This is a genomic window from Streptomyces sp. NBC_00461 (genome assembly GCF_036013935.1).
Lineage (GTDB): Bacteria > Actinomycetota > Actinomycetes > Streptomycetales > Streptomycetaceae > Streptomyces.
Map to the genome: position 1 here is coordinate 1,501,934 of NZ_CP107902.1, position 19,922 is coordinate 1,521,855.

At 70.9% G+C, this 19,922-nt stretch carries 16 protein-coding genes and 2 pseudogenes; 9 read left to right on the top strand and 9 right to left on the bottom strand.

Annotation, left to right across the window (positions count from 1 at the left end):
* Positions 1–170: 170 nt before the first annotated feature.
* Positions 171–1,055 carry an RNA polymerase sigma-70 factor gene (locus OG870_RS07345; RefSeq protein WP_266530778.1) on the bottom strand — a complete coding sequence of 295 codons (885 nt, stop codon included), beginning with the start codon at positions 1,053–1,055 and terminating at the stop codon, positions 171–173.
* A 111-nt stretch (positions 1,056–1,166) separates the two neighbouring features.
* Here OG870_RS07345 and OG870_RS07350 point away from each other — a divergent pair, with 111 nt between their 5' ends.
* A complete protein-coding gene (locus OG870_RS07350; protein ID WP_327690776.1) occupies positions 1,167–1,820 on the top strand; it encodes an NADPH-dependent F420 reductase in 654 nt (217 codons plus the stop codon).
* Positions 1,821–1,920: 100 nt separating this feature from the next.
* Here the strand turns inward: OG870_RS07350 and OG870_RS07355 are convergent, their stop codons facing one another.
* The 6 genes and pseudogenes from OG870_RS07355 to OG870_RS07380 all read right to left on the bottom strand — a co-directional run bounded on the left by OG870_RS07355 (position 1,921) and on the right by OG870_RS07380 (position 8,705).
* Positions 1,921–2,247: a transposase family protein gene (locus OG870_RS07355; RefSeq protein ID WP_327692299.1), complete on the bottom strand. Its 327-nt coding sequence runs from the start codon at positions 2,245–2,247 to the stop codon at positions 1,921–1,923.
* A gap of 309 nt (positions 2,248–2,556) precedes the next feature.
* Positions 2,557–4,191: a GDSL-type esterase/lipase family protein gene (locus OG870_RS07360; RefSeq protein WP_327690777.1), complete on the bottom strand. Its 1,635-nt coding sequence runs from the start codon at positions 4,189–4,191 to the stop codon at positions 2,557–2,559.
* 175 nt (positions 4,192–4,366) lie between these two features.
* Positions 4,367–6,430 carry an alpha-L-fucosidase gene (locus OG870_RS07365; RefSeq protein ID WP_327690778.1) on the bottom strand — a complete coding sequence of 688 codons (2,064 nt, stop codon included), beginning with the start codon at positions 6,428–6,430 and terminating at the stop codon, positions 4,367–4,369.
* A gap of 201 nt (positions 6,431–6,631) precedes the next feature.
* Complete coding sequence (locus OG870_RS07370) at positions 6,632–6,931, bottom strand: LUD domain-containing protein (RefSeq protein ID WP_323179392.1); 300 nt, start codon at positions 6,929–6,931, stop codon at positions 6,632–6,634.
* A 134-nt stretch (positions 6,932–7,065) separates the two neighbouring features.
* Positions 7,066–7,320: a hypothetical protein gene (locus OG870_RS07375; protein WP_323179391.1), complete on the bottom strand. Its 255-nt coding sequence runs from the start codon at positions 7,318–7,320 to the stop codon at positions 7,066–7,068.
* A pseudogene (locus OG870_RS07380) lies at positions 7,317–8,705 on the bottom strand (lactate utilization protein B). The gene OG870_RS07375 and the pseudogene OG870_RS07380 overlap by 4 nt, the downstream one beginning before the upstream one ends.
* A 15-nt stretch (positions 8,706–8,720) precedes the next feature.
* Between OG870_RS07380 and OG870_RS07385 the strand changes: the two are divergent.
* The 3 genes from OG870_RS07385 (at position 8,721) to OG870_RS07395 (ending at position 10,665) form a co-directional block, all read left to right on the top strand.
* On the top strand, positions 8,721–9,401 hold the full coding sequence (locus OG870_RS07385) for a transposase family protein (RefSeq protein WP_327690779.1): 681 nt from the start codon (positions 8,721–8,723) through the stop codon (positions 9,399–9,401).
* The gene (locus OG870_RS07390) at positions 9,398–9,616 is read left to right on the top strand and encodes a transposase family protein (protein ID WP_327690780.1); all 219 of its coding nucleotides are present in this window, start codon (positions 9,398–9,400) and stop codon (positions 9,614–9,616) included. The genes OG870_RS07385 and OG870_RS07390 overlap by 4 nt, the downstream gene beginning before the upstream one ends.
* 218 nt (positions 9,617–9,834) lie before the next feature.
* Complete coding sequence (locus OG870_RS07395; RefSeq protein ID WP_266586242.1) at positions 9,835–10,665, top strand: alpha/beta fold hydrolase; 831 nt, start codon at positions 9,835–9,837, stop codon at positions 10,663–10,665.
* 45 nt (positions 10,666–10,710) lie between these two features.
* Here the strand turns inward: OG870_RS07395 and OG870_RS07400 are convergent.
* Positions 10,711–11,604 (bottom strand): annotated as a pseudogene (locus OG870_RS07400) (DMT family transporter); the annotation flags it as partial.
* Here OG870_RS07400 and pdxR point away from each other — a divergent pair.
* The 3 genes from pdxR to OG870_RS07415 all read left to right on the top strand — a co-directional run bounded on the left by pdxR (position 11,595) and on the right by OG870_RS07415 (position 16,342).
* Positions 11,595–13,067, top strand: coding sequence for a MocR-like pyridoxine biosynthesis transcription factor PdxR (pdxR, locus tag OG870_RS07405; protein ID WP_327666644.1), 1,473 nt, complete (start codon positions 11,595–11,597; stop codon positions 13,065–13,067). The pseudogene OG870_RS07400 and the gene pdxR sit on opposite strands and share 10 nt — an antisense overlap.
* Before the next feature lie 186 nt (positions 13,068–13,253).
* The gene (locus OG870_RS07410) at positions 13,254–14,837 is read left to right on the top strand and encodes an alkaline phosphatase D family protein (protein WP_266530795.1); all 1,584 of its coding nucleotides are present in this window, start codon (positions 13,254–13,256) and stop codon (positions 14,835–14,837) included.
* A 194-nt stretch (positions 14,838–15,031) separates the two neighbouring features.
* The gene (locus tag OG870_RS07415; RefSeq protein WP_327690781.1) at positions 15,032–16,342 is read left to right on the top strand and encodes a GNAT family N-acetyltransferase; all 1,311 of its coding nucleotides are present in this window, start codon (positions 15,032–15,034) and stop codon (positions 16,340–16,342) included.
* A 3-nt stretch (positions 16,343–16,345) separates the two neighbouring features.
* On the opposite strand, the gene OG870_RS07420 is transcribed toward OG870_RS07415, so the two are convergent.
* A complete protein-coding gene (locus tag OG870_RS07420; protein ID WP_327690782.1) occupies positions 16,346–17,542 on the bottom strand; it encodes a trans-sulfuration enzyme family protein in 1,197 nt (398 codons plus the stop codon).
* Positions 17,543–17,601: 59 nt separating this feature from the next.
* Between OG870_RS07420 and OG870_RS07425 the strand changes: the two genes are divergently transcribed.
* Positions 17,602–18,093, top strand: a complete 492-nt coding sequence (locus tag OG870_RS07425; RefSeq protein WP_266530800.1) for an Lrp/AsnC family transcriptional regulator — start codon at positions 17,602–17,604, stop codon at positions 18,091–18,093.
* A gap of 33 nt (positions 18,094–18,126) precedes the next feature.
* Complete coding sequence (locus OG870_RS07430) at positions 18,127–19,818, top strand: DUF885 domain-containing protein (RefSeq protein ID WP_266530802.1); 1,692 nt, start codon at positions 18,127–18,129, stop codon at positions 19,816–19,818.
* Positions 19,819–19,922 lie beyond the last annotated feature (104 nt).

Here is a 19,922-nt window from a genome sequence, read left to right on the forward strand (position 1 = left end):
TGGTCCGGCGGCGTTTTAGCGCCCTTGTTTATTAAAGGTTGTTGCACTTATCTGCGACCATAGGGCGGCCCAAACCCTTGGTCAAGACCAATCCTCGATCCCGTCCGCGCGGCGCGGGGCACCTGCCGCACAGCGTTCACACGGCGTTCGTACGGGCCCGTCCGCGCCGCCTAGACCTCGGCCAGCGACAGCAGCTTGTCGGGGTTGCGCATGATGTAGACGGCCTGGATGCGCCCCTCGAAGACGTCCACCTGGAAGACGCTGTCGGGTTTGCCCGCCGAGAGGATGACGACCGCGAGGCCGCCGTTGATCTCCATGAAGCGGAAGGACAGGTCCGCCACGCCCTTCTGGGCGACCCCGACGAGGAAACGGCCCACCTTGTCGGCGCTCTCCAGGACCCGCAGCGGCGCCCGGGACTTGCCGCCGCTGTCGCCCACCAGGCGCACATCGGGCGCGAGCAGCGCCATGAGACCTTCCAGATCGCCTTCCCCGGCGGCGGCGAGGAACCGCTCGGTCAGCTCACGACGCCGGCCGGGGTCGACCTCGTAGCGCGGCCGGCGCTCCTCGACGTGCCTGCGGGCCCGCCCGGCCAGCTGGCGCACGGCCGGCTCGCCGCGCTCCAGCATGGCGGCGATGTCCGCGTAGGGGTAGCCGAAGGCCTCTCTGAGCACGAACACGGCCCGCTCCAGCGGCGACAGCGACTCCAGGACGACGAGGACGGCCAGGGAGACGGAGTCGGCGAGCACGGCCCGCTCGGCGGTGTCCGGGACGGTGTCCCCGAAGTCGGTCACGTACGGCTCGGGCAGCCAGGGCCCGACGTACGCCTCGTTGCGCGCCTTGACCTGGCGCAGCCGGTCGATGGCGAGGCGGGTGGTGATGCGCACCAGATAGCCGCGCGGTTCCCGCACCTCGGCGCGGTCGGCGCCGGACCAGCGCAGCCACGCCTCCTGGACGACGTCCTCCGCGTCGGCCACCCGCCCGAGCATGCGGTAGGCGACGCCCATGAGGACGGGGCGGTGGTCTTCGAAGACGTCGGTTCCGGTGTCCGTGGTCACGGCACCATCCCATGCGACGCGTCCGGACATGTCCAGGAGAAATCCATGTGTCCCGGAGCAGAATGACCCGCGGGCCGTCGGGGGTCGGCGGCCGGAGTTGCGGAGGTGGCCATGCGGTACGGGGTTCTGGGCACGGGCGAGGTCGGCCGTACGCTCGGCGGAAAGCTTGCGGAGCTGGGCCACGAGGTGACTCTGGGTTCCCGCTCGAAGGACAACCCCACCGCCCTGGAGTGGGCGCGCGGCGCCGGCGCGGGAGCACAGGCCGGCACGTTCGCGGAGGCGGCCTCGTCCGCCGAGGTGGTCGTGGTCGCCGTCGGGGGCCGGGTGGCGCTCACGGCTCTGGAGGCGGCGGGGGCGGAGAACCTCGACGGGAAGGTCGTCGTCGACGTCTCCAACCCGATGGCGTTCGAGGACGGGGAGCTGAGGCTGTCGCCCGTCGAGTCGGACAGCGTGGGCGAGCAGATCCAGCGCGCGTTCCCGCACGCGCGTGTGGTGAAGACCCTCAACACCGTCAACTCCAACGTGATGGTGGATCCCTCGCTGGTGCCGGGCGAACACCAGATCTTCGTGTGCGGTACGGACGCGAGCGCCAAGGAGCAGGTCATCGGTCTCCTCGGGGAGTTCGGGTGGCCGCCGCACCGGGTGCTCGACCTGGGTGGCATCCGGTCGGCGCGGAGCGTGGAGATGCTGCTGCCGTTGTGGCTCGACCTCTTCCGGAATCTCGGGCACGCGGAGTTCAACATCGAGGTGCGCAGGGGGCATTGAGAGGTTTTCATCCTGTTTTCGCAGTTCACGGGGCTGGTGTGGCCCTGAGTTGACGTGCTCGTGCCGGTCAGGAGCGTGATCGTTCCGGGGAGATCGTCGGTCACCTCTGGATCTCGGTGTTCGCGAGGACGAGGAGGGCCCGCAGGAGGGTGGTCGCGTGGCGGGCGTGCATGCGGACCTTGGTGAGGCAGCGCCAGGTCTTGAGGTTGGCGAAGCCGTGCTCGCCGACGGCGCGTTCGCGGCTGAGCAGACGGTTCGCCTCCTTCTCCCCCTCGGTGAGCTTGTGGTTCCGGGTGGCTTTGCGGCCGGTGATGATCGCGGGGTGGTCGTCGGGGTCGTCGTCCAGGCCGACGAAGCCGAGGTCGGCCAGGGCGCCGAGGCCGGCCTCGCGCAGCTCGGTGAGCTTGTCGTGGCGGGCGGTGGTGATCTCGCTGGACCGGCCGGGGCCGGGCTGAGGAGATCCAGATCAGGTCGTCCTGCTGGACGGCACCCTGATCCGCACCCGCCGCCGCACCGGGACGGACAACCGCAAGAACTACAGCGGGAAACATAAGGCCCATGGCCTGCTGTTTCTCGCGCTGACCGACGAGAAGGGCAGAGGAGCCGGTATGCCTTGGCCGTCATCGTCGGCAGCAGCTGCCCGCAGGCGCACGGATGACGGGCCGTTCCGTCCGGTGCCCCGTACGCGGAGACGGGGCGCCGAACGGAACTACGCCGTCCGGGAGGTGGGCACCGCTCAGGAGGTGAGCAGCGAGAGGTTCACCGTGTTGGCCATGGCCTGCATGCCCGCGCTGTTGGGGTGCAGATGGTCGCCGCTGTCGTAGGCGGGGAGCAGCTGCGCCGGGTTGGCCGGGTCCCGGAGCGCCGCGTCGAAGTCGATCACCGCGTCGAACGCGCCGCTGGTCCGGATCCACTGGTTGACCTGGGCGCGGATGGCGGCCTTGGCTGCGGTCTGCGTGGAGTTCGGCAGGATGGTCCCACCGATGATCCGGACGCCTGCCTGGCGCGCCTGGTTGATCATGGTCTGGTAGCCGGCGATGATCTGGTCGGCGGTGACGCTGGTTTGGTTGATGTCGTTGATGCCCTCCAGCAGGATGGCGTCCTTCACGCCCGGCTGGGTCAGGACGTCGTGGGAGAACCGGGTGACGGCCGCGATGCCCTGCTGCGCGGACGGGCTGTCGGTGACCACCCGGTTGCCGCCGATGCCCGCATCGGCCACGCCGAGGCGCTGGCCGCCGGACTGGGCCTGCAGCCGCCGGGCGAGGTAGTCGGGCCAGCGCTGGTTGGCGTTGTCGGTGGCGATGGAGCCGTCGGTGATGGAGTCGCCGATGGCCACGACGGTTCCCTTGGCCGTGGGTGACACGACGTCGAGTCCGGCGACGTAGAACCAGTGGTTCGTGGTGGTGGTGAAGTTCGTCGCGGCCGCCTCGGCGGCGTGGTTGCCGGTGCCCGCGGCGGACAGGTACGAGGTCTGGTGGGCGTCGTAGTGGTAGGTGGAGGCGCCGGTGGTGCCCGGGAGGTAGACGCTCACCAGCAGGTTCTGCTCCGCGGCGACCGGCATCGGTATGACGTCGCTGGTCAGTTCCTGCCCGGCGGGGATGGTCGGCGTGGCCGACCGGCCGAAGGTGACGGTGTGTGTGGTGCCCGCGACCGCGGTGGCGCCGCTGGACTGGACGGCCACGGTGACGGCCCCGACCGAGAGGGCGGTCGTGCTGCGCAGGTTGGACAGTCGGATGCGCAGTCCCGCGCCGGAGGTGTTGTTGTGGACGACCATCCGGATGGTCTGCGAGGTGAAGGTCTGGCCGCCGCTGACCATGCTCGGGCCCCAGGTCGCCGAGCGTGGGCGCTCGGTCAGGCTCCACTGCTGGTTGGTGGTGTTCTTGCAGGTCCACTGGATGATCGCGTGGTCCTCCGCGGTGGAGCCGTCGGAGACGTCCAGGCACAGGCCGCTGCGGGCGGAGACGATCGCCGAACCGCTGAAGGTCCAGTTCTGGTTGCCGGCGCCGGTGCAGGGCCACTGGATGATCGCGGCCCCCGCGTTCGTGGAGCCGTTCTGGACGTCCATGCACTTGCCGCTGTTGATGTTGACCAGCGAGAAGGTGCCGTCGCCGTGGTCGACCGCCTCCCACAGCTGGCCGGGGCCGCCGGAGGCGGTCTTCTGCACGACCGTCGCTGCGTTGGCCAGGGAGTCCGACAGCACGGCGGCGTTCTTGCCGCTGTTGGCCGCCGTCAGCGCGTAGACGTGGCCGCCCTGCGGCGCGCCCGCGGCCGAGGCCTCTCCCGCCGGGACGAGCGCGAGTCCTGCGGCGGCCAGACAGGCGGCGGATGCCGTGGCCGTGAGTCTGGCGGTGAGTCTTCGGGAGGTGTGCATGTGCGGCCCTTCTTTGCTGGGTGGGGACGTGCGGCTCTTCCGCGTGGGGACGTGCGCGTCTTCTTCGTGGAGACGTGCGCGCCGGAGGGACCCCGGCCCACAGCGGCCACGCAGGAGGCACGTCGTGGCCCTGTGGCCCGGGAAGAGGTACGGGCGGCGCGGCGATGACGGGTGGTCAGGAGGTGGGCTGGAACGTCCACAGCAGGTTGTTGTTGGTCACCCAGGTCCACTGCTTGGTCACGGATCCGGAGGGGACCTGTCCGCCGCCGTCGAGGACGAGTCCGGTGGTGCGGTTGGCGATCGAGTACTGGCCGTTGCCGCGGTCGGTTACCTTCCACTGCTGGTGGGGGCCGCCGTTCCAGGCCGCTTGCTGGGCTGGAGCGCCGTCGCTGGTCGAGCCCCAGCCGTCGGCGACCATGCCGTTGGCGCGGTTGACCAGCCTGTAGTAGCCGTCGCCGAGGTCTACGGCCTGCCACTGGAGGTTGGGGCTGTCGACCGGGGTCCACTGCTTGAGGTTCGAGCCGCTGGCGACGTTGCCGCCGCTGTCCAGGGCCAGACCGTCGGTGACGTTGATCAGACGGAAGTACGTGGCCGGATTGAAGGTGACCTTCAGCGAGACGATGGCGTCGTTGTTGCCGGTCACCCGCAGGTCGGGATTGTCCGCGGTGAACGTCCAGGCCGTGCCGGTGAAGTTGTCGCCGGAGTAGCCCGTCACCCGGTAGCCCTGGGGCACCCTCAGCGAGGAGATGGTCGCGGACCCCACCCCCGCGGCCGACAGCTGGGAGGAGGTGTAGCTGCCCAGCGTCAGGACGGCGCTCGCCGAGGAGTAACTCACGTCCTGGAACACGGTCACCCGGGCTCCGCCGGCGGCCGTGGGGACGCCGCTGACCTCGACGCAGACCACGGAGTCATTGGCGTCCGGGGCGGTAGCCGGCACGGTGACGCTGATCTGGCCGCCGCTGACGGTGTAGGTGAGCGAGGCCGAGGGGTTGTTCATCAGGTAGACGCGGCTGATCGTGTTGGTGATCGCCGGGATCTGCAGCACGCCGCCCGCGGGCCAGGTGAAGACGTGGGCGAACAGCTTGCCGTCCTTCTTGGTGGCCCTCCCCCAAGTGGGGTCGGTGGTGAAGGGGCTTGCCGTGGCTCCGTGCACGCTGTCGCCGTACGTCGCCATCCAGGAGGCCAGGCCGCGCAGGATGGTCACGGATCCGGCGGTGACCGAGCCGTCGCCCTTGGGGCCGATGTTCAGCAGGAAGTTGCCGTCCCGCGAGACGCAGGTGACGAGCTCCTGAACGAAATCCTTGACGGGGCGGTAGGAGTTCTCTCGGCCCGCCTGGTAGCCCCAGGCACCGTTCATCGTGTCGCATCTCTCCCACTGGCGCTCCAGCGGCGCGTTGGGGACACCGAACTCCGCGACCGTGTAGTCGCCCAGACCGAGGTCCCGCTTGACCCGTTCGTTGACGACGAGTCCGGGCTTGCGGGCGATCAGCCAGTTGTAGAGGTCGACACCGTCCGACCGCAGCCACCAGTCCTGGAGGGTGGGGCTGGAGGGTTCGCCGAACCAGTCGCCGTCGAACCACAGGAGCGCCGGGTCGTAGCGGTCCAGCAGCTCCTGCAGTTGGGCTTTCATGTCCGCGATATAACCTGTGCGGGCAGCCTGCGATGCCATCGTGGTGACACCGCCGCTTCGGATGGTCTGGGAGGGGTGGTTCCAGTCCAGGATCGAGTAGTAGAGCCCGAATTTGACGCCTCGTGCCTCGCACTCGGTCTTGAGCGCCGCCAGCAGATCACCCTGGACACCGGCGTAGTCGTGCAGGTTGTACAGCTTGGTGCCGGTGGTGTCGGTGAAGCTGGGGACGTTGGAGTCCCACATGGCGAAGCCTTCATGGTGTTTGGCAGTGATGACCAGGTACTTCATGCCGGCGTCCGCCGCCAGTTGGGCGATGGTTGCCGCGTTGAACGCGGTGGGGTTGAAGTGCGCGGACACCTGGGTCTGGTAGTTGGCCTTGGACCAGCTCTCGGAGCTGAAGGCCCACTCGCCGTGGCCGAGGTAGGAGTAGGACCCGAAGTGGATGAACATCCCGAACCGGGCCTGGTACCACCAGTCCATCTTCGAGGGGACCGAGTACGCCTCGGCGGCGGTGGGCCACAGGGCCTGCGGCAGCCCGAAGGCCACGGTGCCGCCGGCGAGGGCGGCGGCCTTGATGAGGGAGCGCCTGCTGAGGGGAGCGGAGGTCATGTGCGGCTCCAGAAGGGGTGAAGGACACGGGGCGTGTCGACAGTCGTTTGTCCGTGACTCAGCCCGGACGGCGGGGAACGGCGGCTCGTGTCCGCTCAGGCCACATCCTTCTCGGACATCGGATGTATTAAGGGCTACGCCCTCACGTCTTGTCTAGAGCTAAGGACAGAAATAAGAAAGCTCCACGTCACTGCCCCATGATCAGGTCAACGCGCAAGAATAGATCGGATCTATCACGGTCGATGCGTGGAAACTGCACACGGCTTCGCAGCGCGGCCACCTGACCGCACTGCGAAACCGTGATGTCCGGACCCGCTCCAGCTCGATGTCGCTGGTCGCCGAGGGGCCTGAGATGAGTGTCAGCGGCCGCGACGGGTCGAGGCGGCGGAGCGCATCGGGCACGTCGGGTGTGATCTGATCGGCCCGGACCAGGCAGATGTGCTGGGCCGGGAGCAGCGTCAGTGCCCGCCGTCCCTGGCCCCGACCGTGGTCGAGGACCACGGTGCCGGTGACGGCGATGGCCGCGGCGACCGTGGTGACGACGGCGTCCGCCGAGTCGAGCTGTCCGACGGTCAGCGGCGGGACGTCCGCCGGCAGCGACCAGGGGCCGTCCGGGACCAGGCCTTCGGGGAGTCCTACGGCACCACGAGGGAACGTGCTCCGGTACAGCGCAGAGCGCGGCCCACGGCCGCCGCGGCACCGGCTGCCGGAACACGGACCACTGTGGCGCGGTACTCGGCGGCACGCTCGGCGAACAGCCCCACGACGTCCTCTCCCGCGTGGTCGGCGCGGCGACCACGCGGACGTGGCAGATCGTCGGGGCGCTCGGAGCCGGGAACACCGGACAGGGCTGCCCGAACCGCGCTCAGGACGGTCTCGCGGCCGTTCATCGACATTCCTTGCCTCCCGCCGTCGTACGGCTGTCTTCTCTCACACGTGGTCTCGTACGGCGCCACCAGGCGCGCAGTGACTCCCGGGGTGGGGCCGGCGTGTCACGGGTGGCGGACCAGCGGGCCTGGCAGGGCGCCGATCCGGCCGTTGCGGGCCACCAGCCGTGCTCTCAGGGCGGCGACCCTTTGTGCCGCCGCCAGCCGCCCGGGAGAGGACAGGACGGCGCCCGCGGCTTTCATGGCGAGCGCCTCGGTGGTGGGCAGCAGCCGCGCACGGCGTTTGGCCTCCACCGCCTCTGCCCGTAGGTGGACCAGCACCTCCGGGATGTCGATCTTCACGGGGCGGGCGTCGTAGCAGGCGCCGCAGAGCAGCGAGGCCGCGTTCTCGACGCCGACCAGCTGCGGGGTGAGCACGGCGCCGATTGGGCCGGGATAGACGGAGCCGTAGGCGTGGCCGCCGGTGCGCTCGTAGACCGGGCAGACGTTCAGGCAAGCGGAGCAGCGAATACAGGACAGCGCCCGGCGCCCGACCTCGTCGGCGAGGGGCGCGGTGCGGCCGTTGTCGAGGAGGATCAGATGGAAGGTCTGCGGGCCGTCGCCCTCGGTGACGCCCGTCCACAGCGAGGTGTACGGATTCATCCGCTCTCCCGTGGACGAGCGCGGCAGGAGCTGGACGAAGACATCGAGGTCGGCGAAGGACGGAAGCACCTTCTCGATGCCCATGAAGGTGATCAGCGTGTCCGGCAGGGTCAGGCACATCCGCCCGTTGCCCTCCGACTCCACGACCACGACCGTTCCGGTGTCGGCCGCCGCGAAGTTGGCGCCGGAGACGGCGACCTTGGCGCGCAGGAACTTCTCCCGCAGATGGAGCCGGGCCGCCTCGGCGAGGTCACGGGGGTCGTCGGTGAGTTCGTCGGGAGCCGGCCTGCCCCACTTCCTCATCTCCCGCCGGAAGATCTCCCGGATCTCGGAGCGGCCCCGGTGGATGGCGGGCACGAGGATGTGCGACGGGCGGTCGCCGTCCAGCTGCACGATGAGTTCCGCGAGATCGGTCTCGTACGCGCGGATACCCGCGTCCGCCAGCGCCTCGTTGAGACCGATCTCCTGGGTCGCCATCGACTTGACCTTGACGACCTCGTCCTCGCCGGTCTGCTTCACGAGAGATGGTGGTCGAGGTGGCGCAGGGTGTGACGTTTGACCGCGGCGGCCCTCTCCCGCAGTTCCTCCCAGTCCTCCAGTTCGGAGGTGACCGCCAGCCGCTTGTCCCGGATGGTGCCCGTCGCCCGGCGCAGGTTCGCCCGCAGCCGGGTGTCGGCGAGCGCGGTGCGCGCCGCCTCGGGGAAGGCCGGGGTGCCCAGCCATACGACGTTGTCGGCGCCGCTCACCGTACGTCACCTTCCGTGCGGGCCAGCAACGGCTTGCGTTGGAAGGACGGGCTGAGCTGCTTCGCAAGGAACTGTCCGGAATCGAGTCGCAGTTGGCCCGGCTGGAGGCCGCCGAGGTGGTGTTCGGGTCGGCTTCCGGTGTCGAAGCGGACCCTCGATCTCGTCGGCGGCCTGATACGCCAGGAACGCAACCGGCTGAACACCCGCTGGCGCAAGGTCAGTTCCGGCACCCAGGCCGTCATCGTGCTCGCGGTGCTCCGCCACGACCAGCGTCTTTCTGACATGGCCGGCGGCAACGCGGTCTCCGCCTCCACCGTGCGCCGCTGGGTGCTGGAAGTGATCCGCCTGCTGTCCGCCCGCGCCCCGCGCCTGGACCGCGCGCTGAAGGAGATCGCCCGCGTCGGCGGGGTCGTGGTCCTGCTGGACGGCACCCTGATCCGCACCCGGCGCCGCACCGGGAGAGACAACCGGAAGAACTACAGCGGCAAACACAAGGCGCATGGCCTGCTGTTTCTCGCGCTGACCGATGAGAAAGGCAACCTGATCTGGATCTCGGCAGCGAAGCCGGGCCGGTCCAGCGAGATCACCACCGCCCGCCGCAACAAGATCACCGGACACCTGCAAGAGGTCGGCCTCGGCGCCCTGGCCGATCTCGGATTCGTGGCCTGGATGACGCCCCCGACGACAACCCGGTGATCATCACCGGCCGCAAGGCCACCCGCAAGCACCAGCTCACCGACGCGGAGAGGGAAGCAAACCGCCTGCTCAACCGCGAACGCGCCGCCGTCGAGCACGGCTTCGCCAACCTGAAATCGTGGCGCTGCCTCACCAAGGTCCGCATGCACGCCCGCCACGCGACCACCCTCCTGCGGGCCCTCCTCGTCCTCGCGAACACCGAAGTGCAGAGGTGACGGACGATCTCCGTCAAGCGATCATGCCCTCAGCCTCCGCGAGCACATCACTCCCGACCCACGCCAGCCCCGTGACCTGCGAAATCACGATGAAAATCTCTCATTGAGGGCCGTACGGCTGCGAGGTAGCCCCCACCCGGGGGCTACCCGTCGGTAGCAATTGCTGACAAGCTGTCTACACGGCGTCCGCCGGCGAGCCCCAGACGAGGAGCACCCCCATGTCCGCCACCGTCTCCTTCAAGGTTCCCTCTCCCCGTGGCCCACAGCCCGTGACCGTGTCCTACACGCGCGTGGGCAGCGGCGAACCGCTGCTCCTACTGCACGGCATCGGTCATCACCGGCAGGCCTGGGACCCGGTGGTGGACATCCTCGCGACCGAGCGCGACGTGATCGCCGTGGACCTGCCCGGATTCGGCGCCTCCCCCGCTCTGCCTGACGGCCTCGCCTACGACCTGCCCACGACGACGGCCGTGTTCGGCGCGTTCTGCGAGGCCATGGAGCTCGTGCGTCCGCATGTGGCGGGCAATTCGCTGGGCGGTCTGCTCGCCCTGGAGCTCGGCCGCGAGAAGCTCGCGCGGTCGGTGACCGCCCTGTCCCCGGCCGGGTTCTGGTCGGAGGCGGAGCGGCGCTACGCCTTCGGGGTCCTGCTCACCATGCGGCAGATCTCCCGTCGGCTGCCGCTGCCCCTGGTGCGGCAGCTGTCCCGCTCGGCGGCCGGCCGGACGCTGCTGACGAGCACCATCTACGCCCGCCCGGGCCGCCGTTCACCCGAGGCCGTGGTCGCCGAGACGCTGGCCCTGGCCCGGGCGGCGGGGTTCGACGCGACCCTCACGGCCGGCAGCACCGTCAAGTTCACCGACGACCTCCCCGGCGTCCCGGTCACGGTGGCCTGGGGCACCCGGGACATGCTGCTCGTGCGCCGTCAGGGGGTGCGCGCCAAGCGGCTCATCCCCCGGGCCCGGCTGGTGCGGCTGCCCGGCTGCGGGCACTGCCCGATGAACGACGATCCGGCGCTGGTCGCCCGCGTCATCCTCGACGGCAGCCGCTGACGGGGCGCGCCTGGGAGCCAACGCGCCGGATCCGAGGGCGACTCCGGCGCCGACCAGAGCGCTGCCGACGGCCTGGGCGGCCCCGTAGGAGCCCGTTTCGACAAGTGGCGCCGTGCAGGCGGCGGCCACCGGGATGAGGCCGGAGAACAGCGTGGCGCGTTCCGCGCCGATCCGCTGCATCGCCATGTACCAGCACACGAAGCCGACGACGGTGACGACCGCCGCCTGCCACAGCAGCGCGGCGGCCTCGGTGGTGTCGGGGCGCCGCAGCCACGCCGTGCCGTCCATGACCAGCCCGGCCGCCGCGGACTCGACCGCCGCGACACCGCACACCGTGGCGGACAGCAGCCGGGGCTCCAGGGGGCGCAGCACGGGCACGGCGAGCACGGCGAAACCGACCTCGCCGGCCAGCGCACAGACGGAGAAGGCGATCCCGGTGCCGTCGGCGCGCCCCCACCCCTGGACCGTGAAGGCCCCGAAGGCAACCAGCAACGCCCCGTACAGGACCGTGCGCCGGGGCCTTCGGCCCTCGATCGCGGGGACCACGACGGCCACGACCACGGGCGCGCATCCGACGAAGACGCCGGGCACCGCCGGTTCGGCGGAACGCTCGGCCGCGATCACGGCCAGGTTGAAGCCGACCATGCCGACGGCGGCGAGGAGTGCGAGGCGGAGCCACTGACGGGGCGCGAGCCTCCGCAGCCGTGCCGTCGCTCCCGCGCCGGCCGACGGGAGGAGGAGCAGAAAGGCGAGGCCGTAGCGCAGGAACTGGCCGCCCGCGTACGGGTAGTGGCCCAGGACGCTGTTCGCGGTGAAGGAACCACCGACGAGGACACAGGCGAGCGCGGCGAGAAGGGCTCCACGCGTGGTGGTGGCGTTCATGGCAGCGACGCTAGGGAGCGCGGTGGCCCGGTTTAAGGTCCATTTCCATGACGCCATCGCAGACCAATCGGGACGGGAGCGCCGATCCGGCACGAGGCACGGATCCCGCTCGCGCGGGATCACCCGCCTGGGAACTGCTCCTGCCCGCGGCCTCCGCGCCGGCACGCACGCGTGGACGTTCGCTGCAGGCCGCGCTGCGTGCGGCGGTACGGACGGGGAGGCTGGCGCCGGGCACCCGGCTGCCGTCGAGCCGTGATCTCGCCGCCGATCTGGGGGTGTCGCGGGGGCTGGTCACCGAGGCGTACGAGCAGTTGACGGCGGAGGGCTATCTGCGAAGCGGGCGCGGTGCCGGCACCTGGGTGGGGGGTGCCGTGCGGGCCGCGCCCCCACGCGCGCGGGATCTCGCCCCGCGCTCCCCCGGTGCGCGCGCCGACTTCGTGCCCGGCACGCCGGATCTTTCACTGTTCCCGCGCGCCGCCTGGGCCGCGGCGCAGCGTGCGGTGCTGGCGGAACTGCCGCACCAGGACCTCGGCTATCCCGACCCGCGCGGGCTGCCGCAGTTGCGTACCGTGCTGGCGGAGCTGCTGGCCCGCCGCCGGGGTGTGGTCGCGGACCCGGAGCGGATCGTGGTCGTCTCCGGTGTGGCGCAGGCGACGACGCTGCTCGGATTCGCGCTCCACGCGCGCGGGTTGCGCACCGTCGGCGTGGAGGATCCCGGGAGCCCTCAGCACGACGCGCTCTACGCGTCGGCCGGCGTCACGACCGTACCCGTGCCCCTGGACGGCGAGGGAATCGCCGTCGGGCCGTTGCGGGACTCGGGCGTGAGGGCCGTCGTGACGACGCCCTCCCACCAGTTCCCCACCGGGATCGCGTACTCCGCGCGCCGCCGCACCGAACTGCTCGACTGGGCGCGGTCCGTGGACGGGCTCGTTGTGGAGGACGACTACGACGGCGACTTCCGCTACGACCGCGCCCCGGTGGGCGCGCTGCAGGGACTCGACCCGGAGCACGTGGCCTACACGGGCTCGGTCAGCAAGTCACTCGCCCCGGGCCTGCGGCTGGGCTGGCTGCTCGTGCCCCAGTCCATGGCCGACGAGGTCGTCGAGCGCAAACGGACCATGGACCTCGGCCATCCCACCCTCGACCAGGCCCTGTTCGCCCGTTTCGTGGAGCGCGGCGACTACGACCGTCAGCTGCGCCGCTGCCAGCGCGCTTACCGCGAACGGCGCGACACCCTCGTGGCGGCGCTGGAGGAGCACTTCCCGGGCGCGGAGGTGGCCGGGATCGCGGCGGGGCTGCACGTCATCGCCGAACTCCCGCACCGATACGGCCCGCAGGAGGACTTCCTCGCGCGCGTGGCCGCGGCGGGCGTCGCCGTACGCCCCCTGACGGACTACACGCACGCGCGTGGCGGGCACGACGGGGAGCGGGGCGTGCGGCTGGTGCTCGGATACGCGCATCTCTCACCCGCGCGGATCCGCGCGGGCGTACGGCTGATGGCCGAGGCGACGCGCGTGTGACGGCTGGGTGACCTGCGCGGAGAACACCGAGTGGCTCATGCCTCTCCGCATCATCGTCGCACCCCTCGCACACGGGTTTCCCTGCCCCTGCGGTCAGTTGTTCACCTGTGGTTTCCGTGTGCGCTGCGGCGCACCAGTAGGTCTGGCATCGCACACTGGCCGGATCCCGTCCCTGGAGGCGCATCCATGTCCCACCGTCCGTTCCCGGGCCGCCGTAGCGTGCTGCGCGGTTCCCTGGCCGCGTCGGCGGCCCTGACTCTGCCCACCGCCCTCGGCGCCGCACCGGCGTTCGCCCTGTCCGGGCGCCCCAAGGCGGGCTGGGGCGTGCAGGCGGGAGACGTGACCTGCGACTCCGGTCTGGTGTGGGTGCGCTCCGACCGTCCGGCCCGGATGATCGTCGAGACGTCCGCGACCGAGTCGTTCCGCAACCCGCGCAGATGGCACGGTCCGCTGCTCGGCGCGGATTCGGACTTCACCGGTACGACCCGGCTGCACGGGCTCCCGTCGGGCGAGCAGATCCACTACCGCGTCCTGCTCGCCGACCCCGACGACCCGCGCCGCACCGGCGAACCGGTGACCGGCACGTTCCGCACGGCGCCCGCCAAGCGGCGTCATGACGTGAAGTTCGTATGGTCCGGAGACCTCGCGGGGCAGGGCTGGGGCATCAACGAGTCGATCGGCGGCTACCGCATCTTCGACGCCATGGCCAAGGTGGACCCGGACTTCTTCCTGTGCAGCGGCGACAACATCTACGCCGACGGGCCCATCGCCGCCGCCGCCACGCTGCCCGACGGCAGCGTCTACCGGAGCGTCACCACCGAGGAGAAGTCCCACGTCGCCGTCACCCTCGACGACTACCGGGGCAACTTCCGCTACAACCTGCTGGACCAGGCGCTGCGCCGGTTCAACGCCCGGGTGCCGAACATCATCCAGTGGGACGACCACGAGGTCCGCAACAACTGGTACCCGGGCGAGGTCATCGGCTCCGGCACGCCCTACCCGGCCGGCACGAAGCTCGACGACCTGGCGGGGCGCTCCCGGCAGGCCTTCTCCGAGTACTTCCCGATCTCCTCCATCAGCAGGCGCCCGGACGGCCGGATCTACCGCGTCGTCAACCACGGCCCCCTGCTCGACGTGTTCGTGCTCGACATGCGCACCTACCGCAACGCGAACTCGCCGGACAACCAGACCACGGACCCGGTGGGCATCCTCGGCCGCGAGCAGCTGGAGTGGCTCAAGCGGGAGCTCTCGAAGTCGCGTGCGGTGTGGAAGGTGATCGCCAACGACATGCCGCTCGGCCTGGTCGTGCCCGACTCGAACGAGGGCAAGCCGAACTTCGAGGCCGTCGCACAGGGCGACCCGGGCGCGCCGCTCGGCCGTGAGCTGCAGATCGCCGAGCTGCTGCGGTTCATCAAGCACCGGCGGATCACCGGCACCGTGTGGCTGACGGCCGACGTGCACCACACGTCGGCGCAGCACTACGACCCGTCGCGGGCCGCGTTCAAGGACTTCGAGCCGTTCTGGGAGTTCGTGTCCGGTCCGCTCAACGCGGGCGCCTTCCCGGCCAACGCGCTCGACGGCACCTTCGGCCCGGACCGGGTGTACGTGAAGGCGCCGACGACCGCGAACGTCTCCCCCGCCGAGGGCTACCAGTTCTTCGGCGAGGTCGACATCGACGGGGACAGCGGCGAGCTGACGGTGCGTCTGCGCGAGTACGACGGCACCGTCCTGTTCACGCATACGCTGCAGCCGGGCCGCGTCGGCCAGTAACTCCCGTATTCTTTCCCGTAGGCCGCGTACCGGCGTCATCCCCCGGTGCGCGGCCTTCGCGTGCCCGCGAGCGTGATCAGGCCGGCTACCGCACCACAACCGTAAGAAGAACTCCAAAAGGTGCATAACCAGGCTTTACCCGTCGGTCACAAGGCGTTCGTGATCACGCAACACCGTTCCTTCACAGTGGTTGCATGAGTCGAGACATATCTGATGCGACGCGTGCGAAGCAGGACCGTCCCGTGCGGGCGGTCGCCCGGTCCGCCATGGAGGGGCTCCAGACGTGGTGGACACGCCGCCACGGTCACGCACCGCCGACGAGCGATACCGACGCCCGGTCGCCGTCGCGAAAGCAGCAGACCGGGCCGTCCGACGGGTCGCCGGCCACGCCGGAGGCCGCGCCCGGCGAGAGCGCGCTGTGGCGGATGCGGACGACGGTGCAGGACGAGCCGGGGTCGCTGGCCGCGCTGTGCACGGCGCTCGCCGGCCGCCGGGTCGACATCCTGAGCCTGCAGACGCATCCGCTGGCCGAGGGCACGGTGGACGAGTTCCTGCTGCGGGCTCCCGGCGAGCTCATGGCCAGCGACCTCACCCAGGTGGTGTCGCTGGCCGGGGGCGCCGACACCTGGATCGAGCGGGCCGACGCCCACGATCTGGTGGACGCGCCGACCCGGGTCCTGGGCCTGGCCACCCGCACCGCCCTGGACGCGGCGGAACTGCCGCTCGCGCTGCGGCAGTTGCTCGGCCGGTGCACCATCCGCCAGCTGCCCGCCGCGCCGGTGGGCGGCGGTCGGGGCGCGGAGCAGGTGCCCGTGGAAGGGGTGCTGGAGGACACGGTGATGCGGCTGCGCGCGCCGGAAGGCGGACTGATCACCGTGGAGCGGCCGTATCTGCCGTTCACCCCGGCCGAGTTCGCCCGGGCGCGGGCGCTGGTGGAGCTCGACGCCCGGCTCGGGCCGCGCATGCCGGCCGGCCAGGACGTGCTGACGCTGCCCGAGGGCAACGAGATCACGGTGCGGCGGGCCGACGCACGCGACCTGGAGGCCGCGAAGGCGATGCACGAGCGCTGCTCGGCGCGGACGCTCGCCATGCGGTACCACGGGCCGGTCGGTGACGCCGACCGCTACCTCAGCCACCTGCTCAGTCCGCGGTTCGGCCGGACTCTCGCCGTGCAGACGGCGTCGGGACGCATCGTCGGCCTCGGCCACCTGATGTGGGACGGGGACGAGACCGAGGTCGCTCTGCTCGTCGAGGACAAGTGGCAGCGGCGCGGCATCGGCGCGGAGCTTCTGGAGCGGCTGGTGGCCATGGCCGCCGAGGCGGGCTGCGAGAGCGTGTACGCGGTGACACAGGCCTCCAACACCGGGATGGTCACGGCGATGCGTGGTCTTGAGCGCCCGCTCGACTATCAGATCGAGGAGGGCACGCTGGTCATCACCGCACGGCTGGGCGATCCACTCGGAGTGGGCGGCGCGGTAAGGGTCACCAGCGCCGAAGCACCCTAGGGGCTATGGGGCACCGATGGGCTGCGGGTGCGCCGCGGCTGGTCGCGTGGTTGCCCGCGCCCCTGAAGGGGCGCGGACGCGGCCCAGGGCGCCGTCCAGGTCCGCCCACAGGTCCTCGACGTCCTCCAGGCCCACCGACAGCCGCAGCAGCCGGTCGCTCACCCCGGCACCCCGGCGGTCCTCCGCGTCCACGATGCGGTGGCTGATGGACGCCGGGTGCTGGATGAGGGTGTCGACGCTGCCCAGGCTCACGGCGGGGGTGACCAGGCGGACGCCGGCGATGACCTCGTGCGGGTCGCCGGCCACCTCGAAGGCGATCATCGCGCCGCCGATGCGCGGGTAGTGGACGCGGGTGACCCGCGGGTCCTCGGCGAGGCGGCGCGCGAGTTCGGCGGCGTTCGCCGAGGCGGCCCGGACACGCACCGGAAGCGTCGCGAGGCCGCGCAGCAACAGATAGCCGGCGAGCGGATGCAGTACGCCGCCAGTGGCGAACCGGACCTGCCGCAGCCGTCCCGCGAACTCCTCGTCGCAGGCCACCACGCCCGCCATCACGTCCCCGTGTCCGCCGAGGTACTTGGTAGCGCTGTGCAGCACAAGCCGTGCACCGTGTTCGGCGGGGCGTTGCAGCACCGGCGTGGCGAAGGTGTTGTCCGCGAGCAGCGGGACGGAGCCGCAGGCGTGGGCGACGGCCCGCAGGTCGACTTCGGCCAGGGTCGGGTTGGCCGGTGACTCGACCATCACCAGTCCGGTGTCGGGGCGCAGGGCGTCCGCGATCCCGGCCGGGTCGGTCCAGGTCACCTCGGAGCCGAGCAGTCCGGCGGTCAGCAGGTGGTCACTGCAGCCGTACAGTGGCCGTACGGCGACGACGTGGCGCAGGCCCATCGACGCCCGTACCAGCAGGATGGCGGTCAGTGCGGCCATGCCGCTGGCGAACGCCACCGCCGACTCGGTGCCTTCCAGGCGGGCCAGCGCGGTCTCGAAACGGGCGACCGTCGGGTTGCCGAGGCGCCCGTAGACGGGCGGGCCCTCGGGCTCGGCGCCGGTGGTGGCGAAGGCGTCGATGCGCGCCGCCTCGCCACGGCTGTCGTACGAGGGATAGGTGGTCGACAGGTCGATCGGCGGGGCGTGCAGTCCCTGCCGGGCGAGGTCGTCGCGGCCGGCATGGACGGCTTCGGTGGCCAGTGCTCTCGTGGAGTCCATGGACGGAGAATGAACAACCACCGGGTCACAGGATTCGAACACCGTGCTACGTTCGGCCAATGGCCGAATCTGTCGTACTGGATCCGGTGGATCTTCATCTGCTGCGGCTGCTGCAGAACGACGCCCGGACCACCTACCGCGACCTCGCCGCGCAGATCGGCGTGGCGCCCTCGACGTGCCTGGACCGCGTGACCCGGCTGCGCCGCTCCGGTGTGATCCTCGGGCATCAGCTGCGGCTCGATCCGGCCAAGCTCGGACGTGGTCTGGAGGCGCTGCTGTCCGTGCAGGTCAGGCCGCATCGACGGGAGTTGGTGGGGCCGTTCGTGGAGCGCATCCGGGTGCTGCCGGAGTCCCGTACCGTTTTCCATCTGACCGGGCCGGACGACTATCTCGTCCATGTCGCGGTCGCGGACATGGCGGACCTGCAGCGGCTGGTCCTGGACGAGTTCACCTCTCAGCGTGAAGTGGCCCGCGTCGAGACCCGGTTGATCTTCCAGCAGTGGGACTGCGGACCGCTCCTGCCGCCTACGCCCTCGGCTCAATCCGGGTGACGGGCGGCGGCCCCTCGTATGAGGATGGACCGCATGTCACAGACCACGAACCCGCTGCCCCGCGAGGTCGCCGACGCGTATGTCGACGACCTCATCGCCCTCGACCCGGTGACCGGTACCTACCTCGGTGTGAAGGAGAGTTCGAGCAGGCTGCCCGATCTGTCGCCCGCGGGCCAGGAGGCGCTCGCGGAGCTGGCGCGGCGGACGCTGGCGCGGCTCGACGAGGCCGAGCGGCGGCCCGGCGCGGACAGTGACATCGAGCGCCGGTGCGGCCGACTGCTGCGCGAGCGGCTGACCGCCGAACTGGCCGTCCACGAGGCCGAAGAGGGTTTGCGCGCCGTCGGCAACATGGCCACGCCCGCCCACTCGGTGCGCGAGGTCTTCACCGTGACGCCGAACCAGTCCGAGGAGGACTGGGCGGCGATCGCCGAGCGGCTGCGTGCCGTGCCCGCAGCGCTGGCGGGCTACCGCGAGTCCCTCGCCCTCGGCCTGGAGCGCAAGCTGCACGCGGCTCCGCGCCCGACGGCCACGTTCGTCGAGCAGCTCACCGAGTGGTCGGACACGGACGGCAAGGGCCGCGGCTGGTTCGAGGACTTCGCCTCGGCGGGCCCCGAGACGCTGCACGCGGAGCTGGACGAGGCGGCCCGCTCGGCGACCGCGGCCGTCGTGGAGCTGCGCGACTGGATGCGCGACGTGTACACGCCGGCGATCGAGGGCGCGTCGAACACGGTGGGCCGCGAGCGGTACGCCCGCTGGGCGCGCTACTTCAACGGCACGGACTTCGACCTGGACGAGGCGTACGCGTACGGCTGGTCCGAGTTCCACCGTCTGCTCGGCGAGATGAAGCAGGAGGCCGAGAAGATCCTGCCCGGCGCCGAGACCCCGTGGACGGCGCTCGCGCATCTCGATGAGCACGGCAAGCACATCGAGGGCGTCGACGAGGTCCGCGACTGGCTGCAGGGTCTGATGGACCAGGCGATCGACGAGCTGGACGGCACGCACTTCGAACTCGCCGAGCGGGTGCGGAAGGTGGAGTCGTGCATCGCCCCGCCCGGCGGTGCGGCGGCGCCCTACTACACGCCCCCGTCGGAGGACTTCTCGCGCCCGGGCCGCACCTGGCTGCCGACCATGGGACAGACCCGTTTCCCGGTCTACGACCTCGTCTCGACCTGGTACCACGAGGGCGTCCCCGGTCATCACCTCCAGCTCGCGCAGTGGGCGCACGTCGCCGGGAACCTCTCCCGCTACCAGGCCACCATCGGCGGGGTCAGCGCCAACGCCGAGGGCTGGGCGCTGTACGCGGAGCGGCTGATGGACGAGCTCGGCTACCTCACGGACGCGGAGCAGCGGCTCGGCTACCTCGACGCGCAGATGATGCGGGCCGCCCGCGTCATCGTCGACATCGGCATGCACCTGGAGCTGGAGATCCCGGCGGACTCCCCCTTCCACCCCGGCGAGCGCTGGACTCCGGAGCTGGCCCAGGAGTTCTTCGGCGCGCACAGCAGCCGTCCGGCGGACTTCGTGGAGAGCGAGCTGACCCGCTACCTCACCATCCCGGGGCAGGCGATCGGCTACAAGCTCGGTGAGCGGGCCTGGCTGCTGGGCCGGGAGAAGGCACGCGAGCGGCACGGCGACGCGTTCGACCTCAAGGCCTGGCACATGGCGGCGCTCTCGCAGGGCTCGCTCGGCCTGGACGACCTGGTGGACGAGCTGTCCCAGCTCTGAGACGTCATCCGCTCATCGATCACGGGTCCGGTCCGGTCGAACAGGGTTCCTGACCGGGTGATCGCGTGAGGGCGGAGGCGTGGCAGCAGGGCTTCTTGGTGGTT

Coding starts and splice junctions, on each gene's coding strand:
- OG870_RS07350 (WP_327690776.1), top strand. CDS start 1,167: ATGCGGTACGGGGTTCTGGGCACGGGCGAGGTCGGCCGTACGCTCGGC.
- OG870_RS07360 (WP_327690777.1), bottom strand. CDS start 4,191: ATGCACACCTCCCGAAGACTCACCGCCAGACTCACGGCCACGGCATCC.
- OG870_RS07365 (WP_327690778.1), bottom strand. CDS start 6,430: ATGACCTCCGCTCCCCTCAGCAGGCGCTCCCTCATCAAGGCCGCCGCC.
- OG870_RS07375 (WP_323179391.1), bottom strand. CDS start 7,320: ATGAACGGCCGCGAGACCGTCCTGAGCGCGGTTCGGGCAGCCCTGTCC.
- OG870_RS07395 (WP_266586242.1), top strand. CDS start 9,835: ATGTCCGCCACCGTCTCCTTCAAGGTTCCCTCTCCCCGTGGCCCACAG.
- pdxR (WP_327666644.1), top strand. CDS start 11,595: ATGACGCCATCGCAGACCAATCGGGACGGGAGCGCCGATCCGGCACGA.
- OG870_RS07410 (WP_266530795.1), top strand. CDS start 13,254: ATGTCCCACCGTCCGTTCCCGGGCCGCCGTAGCGTGCTGCGCGGTTCC.
- OG870_RS07415 (WP_327690781.1), top strand. CDS start 15,032: ATGAGTCGAGACATATCTGATGCGACGCGTGCGAAGCAGGACCGTCCC.
- OG870_RS07420 (WP_327690782.1), bottom strand. CDS start 17,542: ATGGACTCCACGAGAGCACTGGCCACCGAAGCCGTCCATGCCGGCCGC.
- OG870_RS07425 (WP_266530800.1), top strand. CDS start 17,602: ATGGCCGAATCTGTCGTACTGGATCCGGTGGATCTTCATCTGCTGCGG.
- OG870_RS07430 (WP_266530802.1), top strand. CDS start 18,127: ATGTCACAGACCACGAACCCGCTGCCCCGCGAGGTCGCCGACGCGTAT.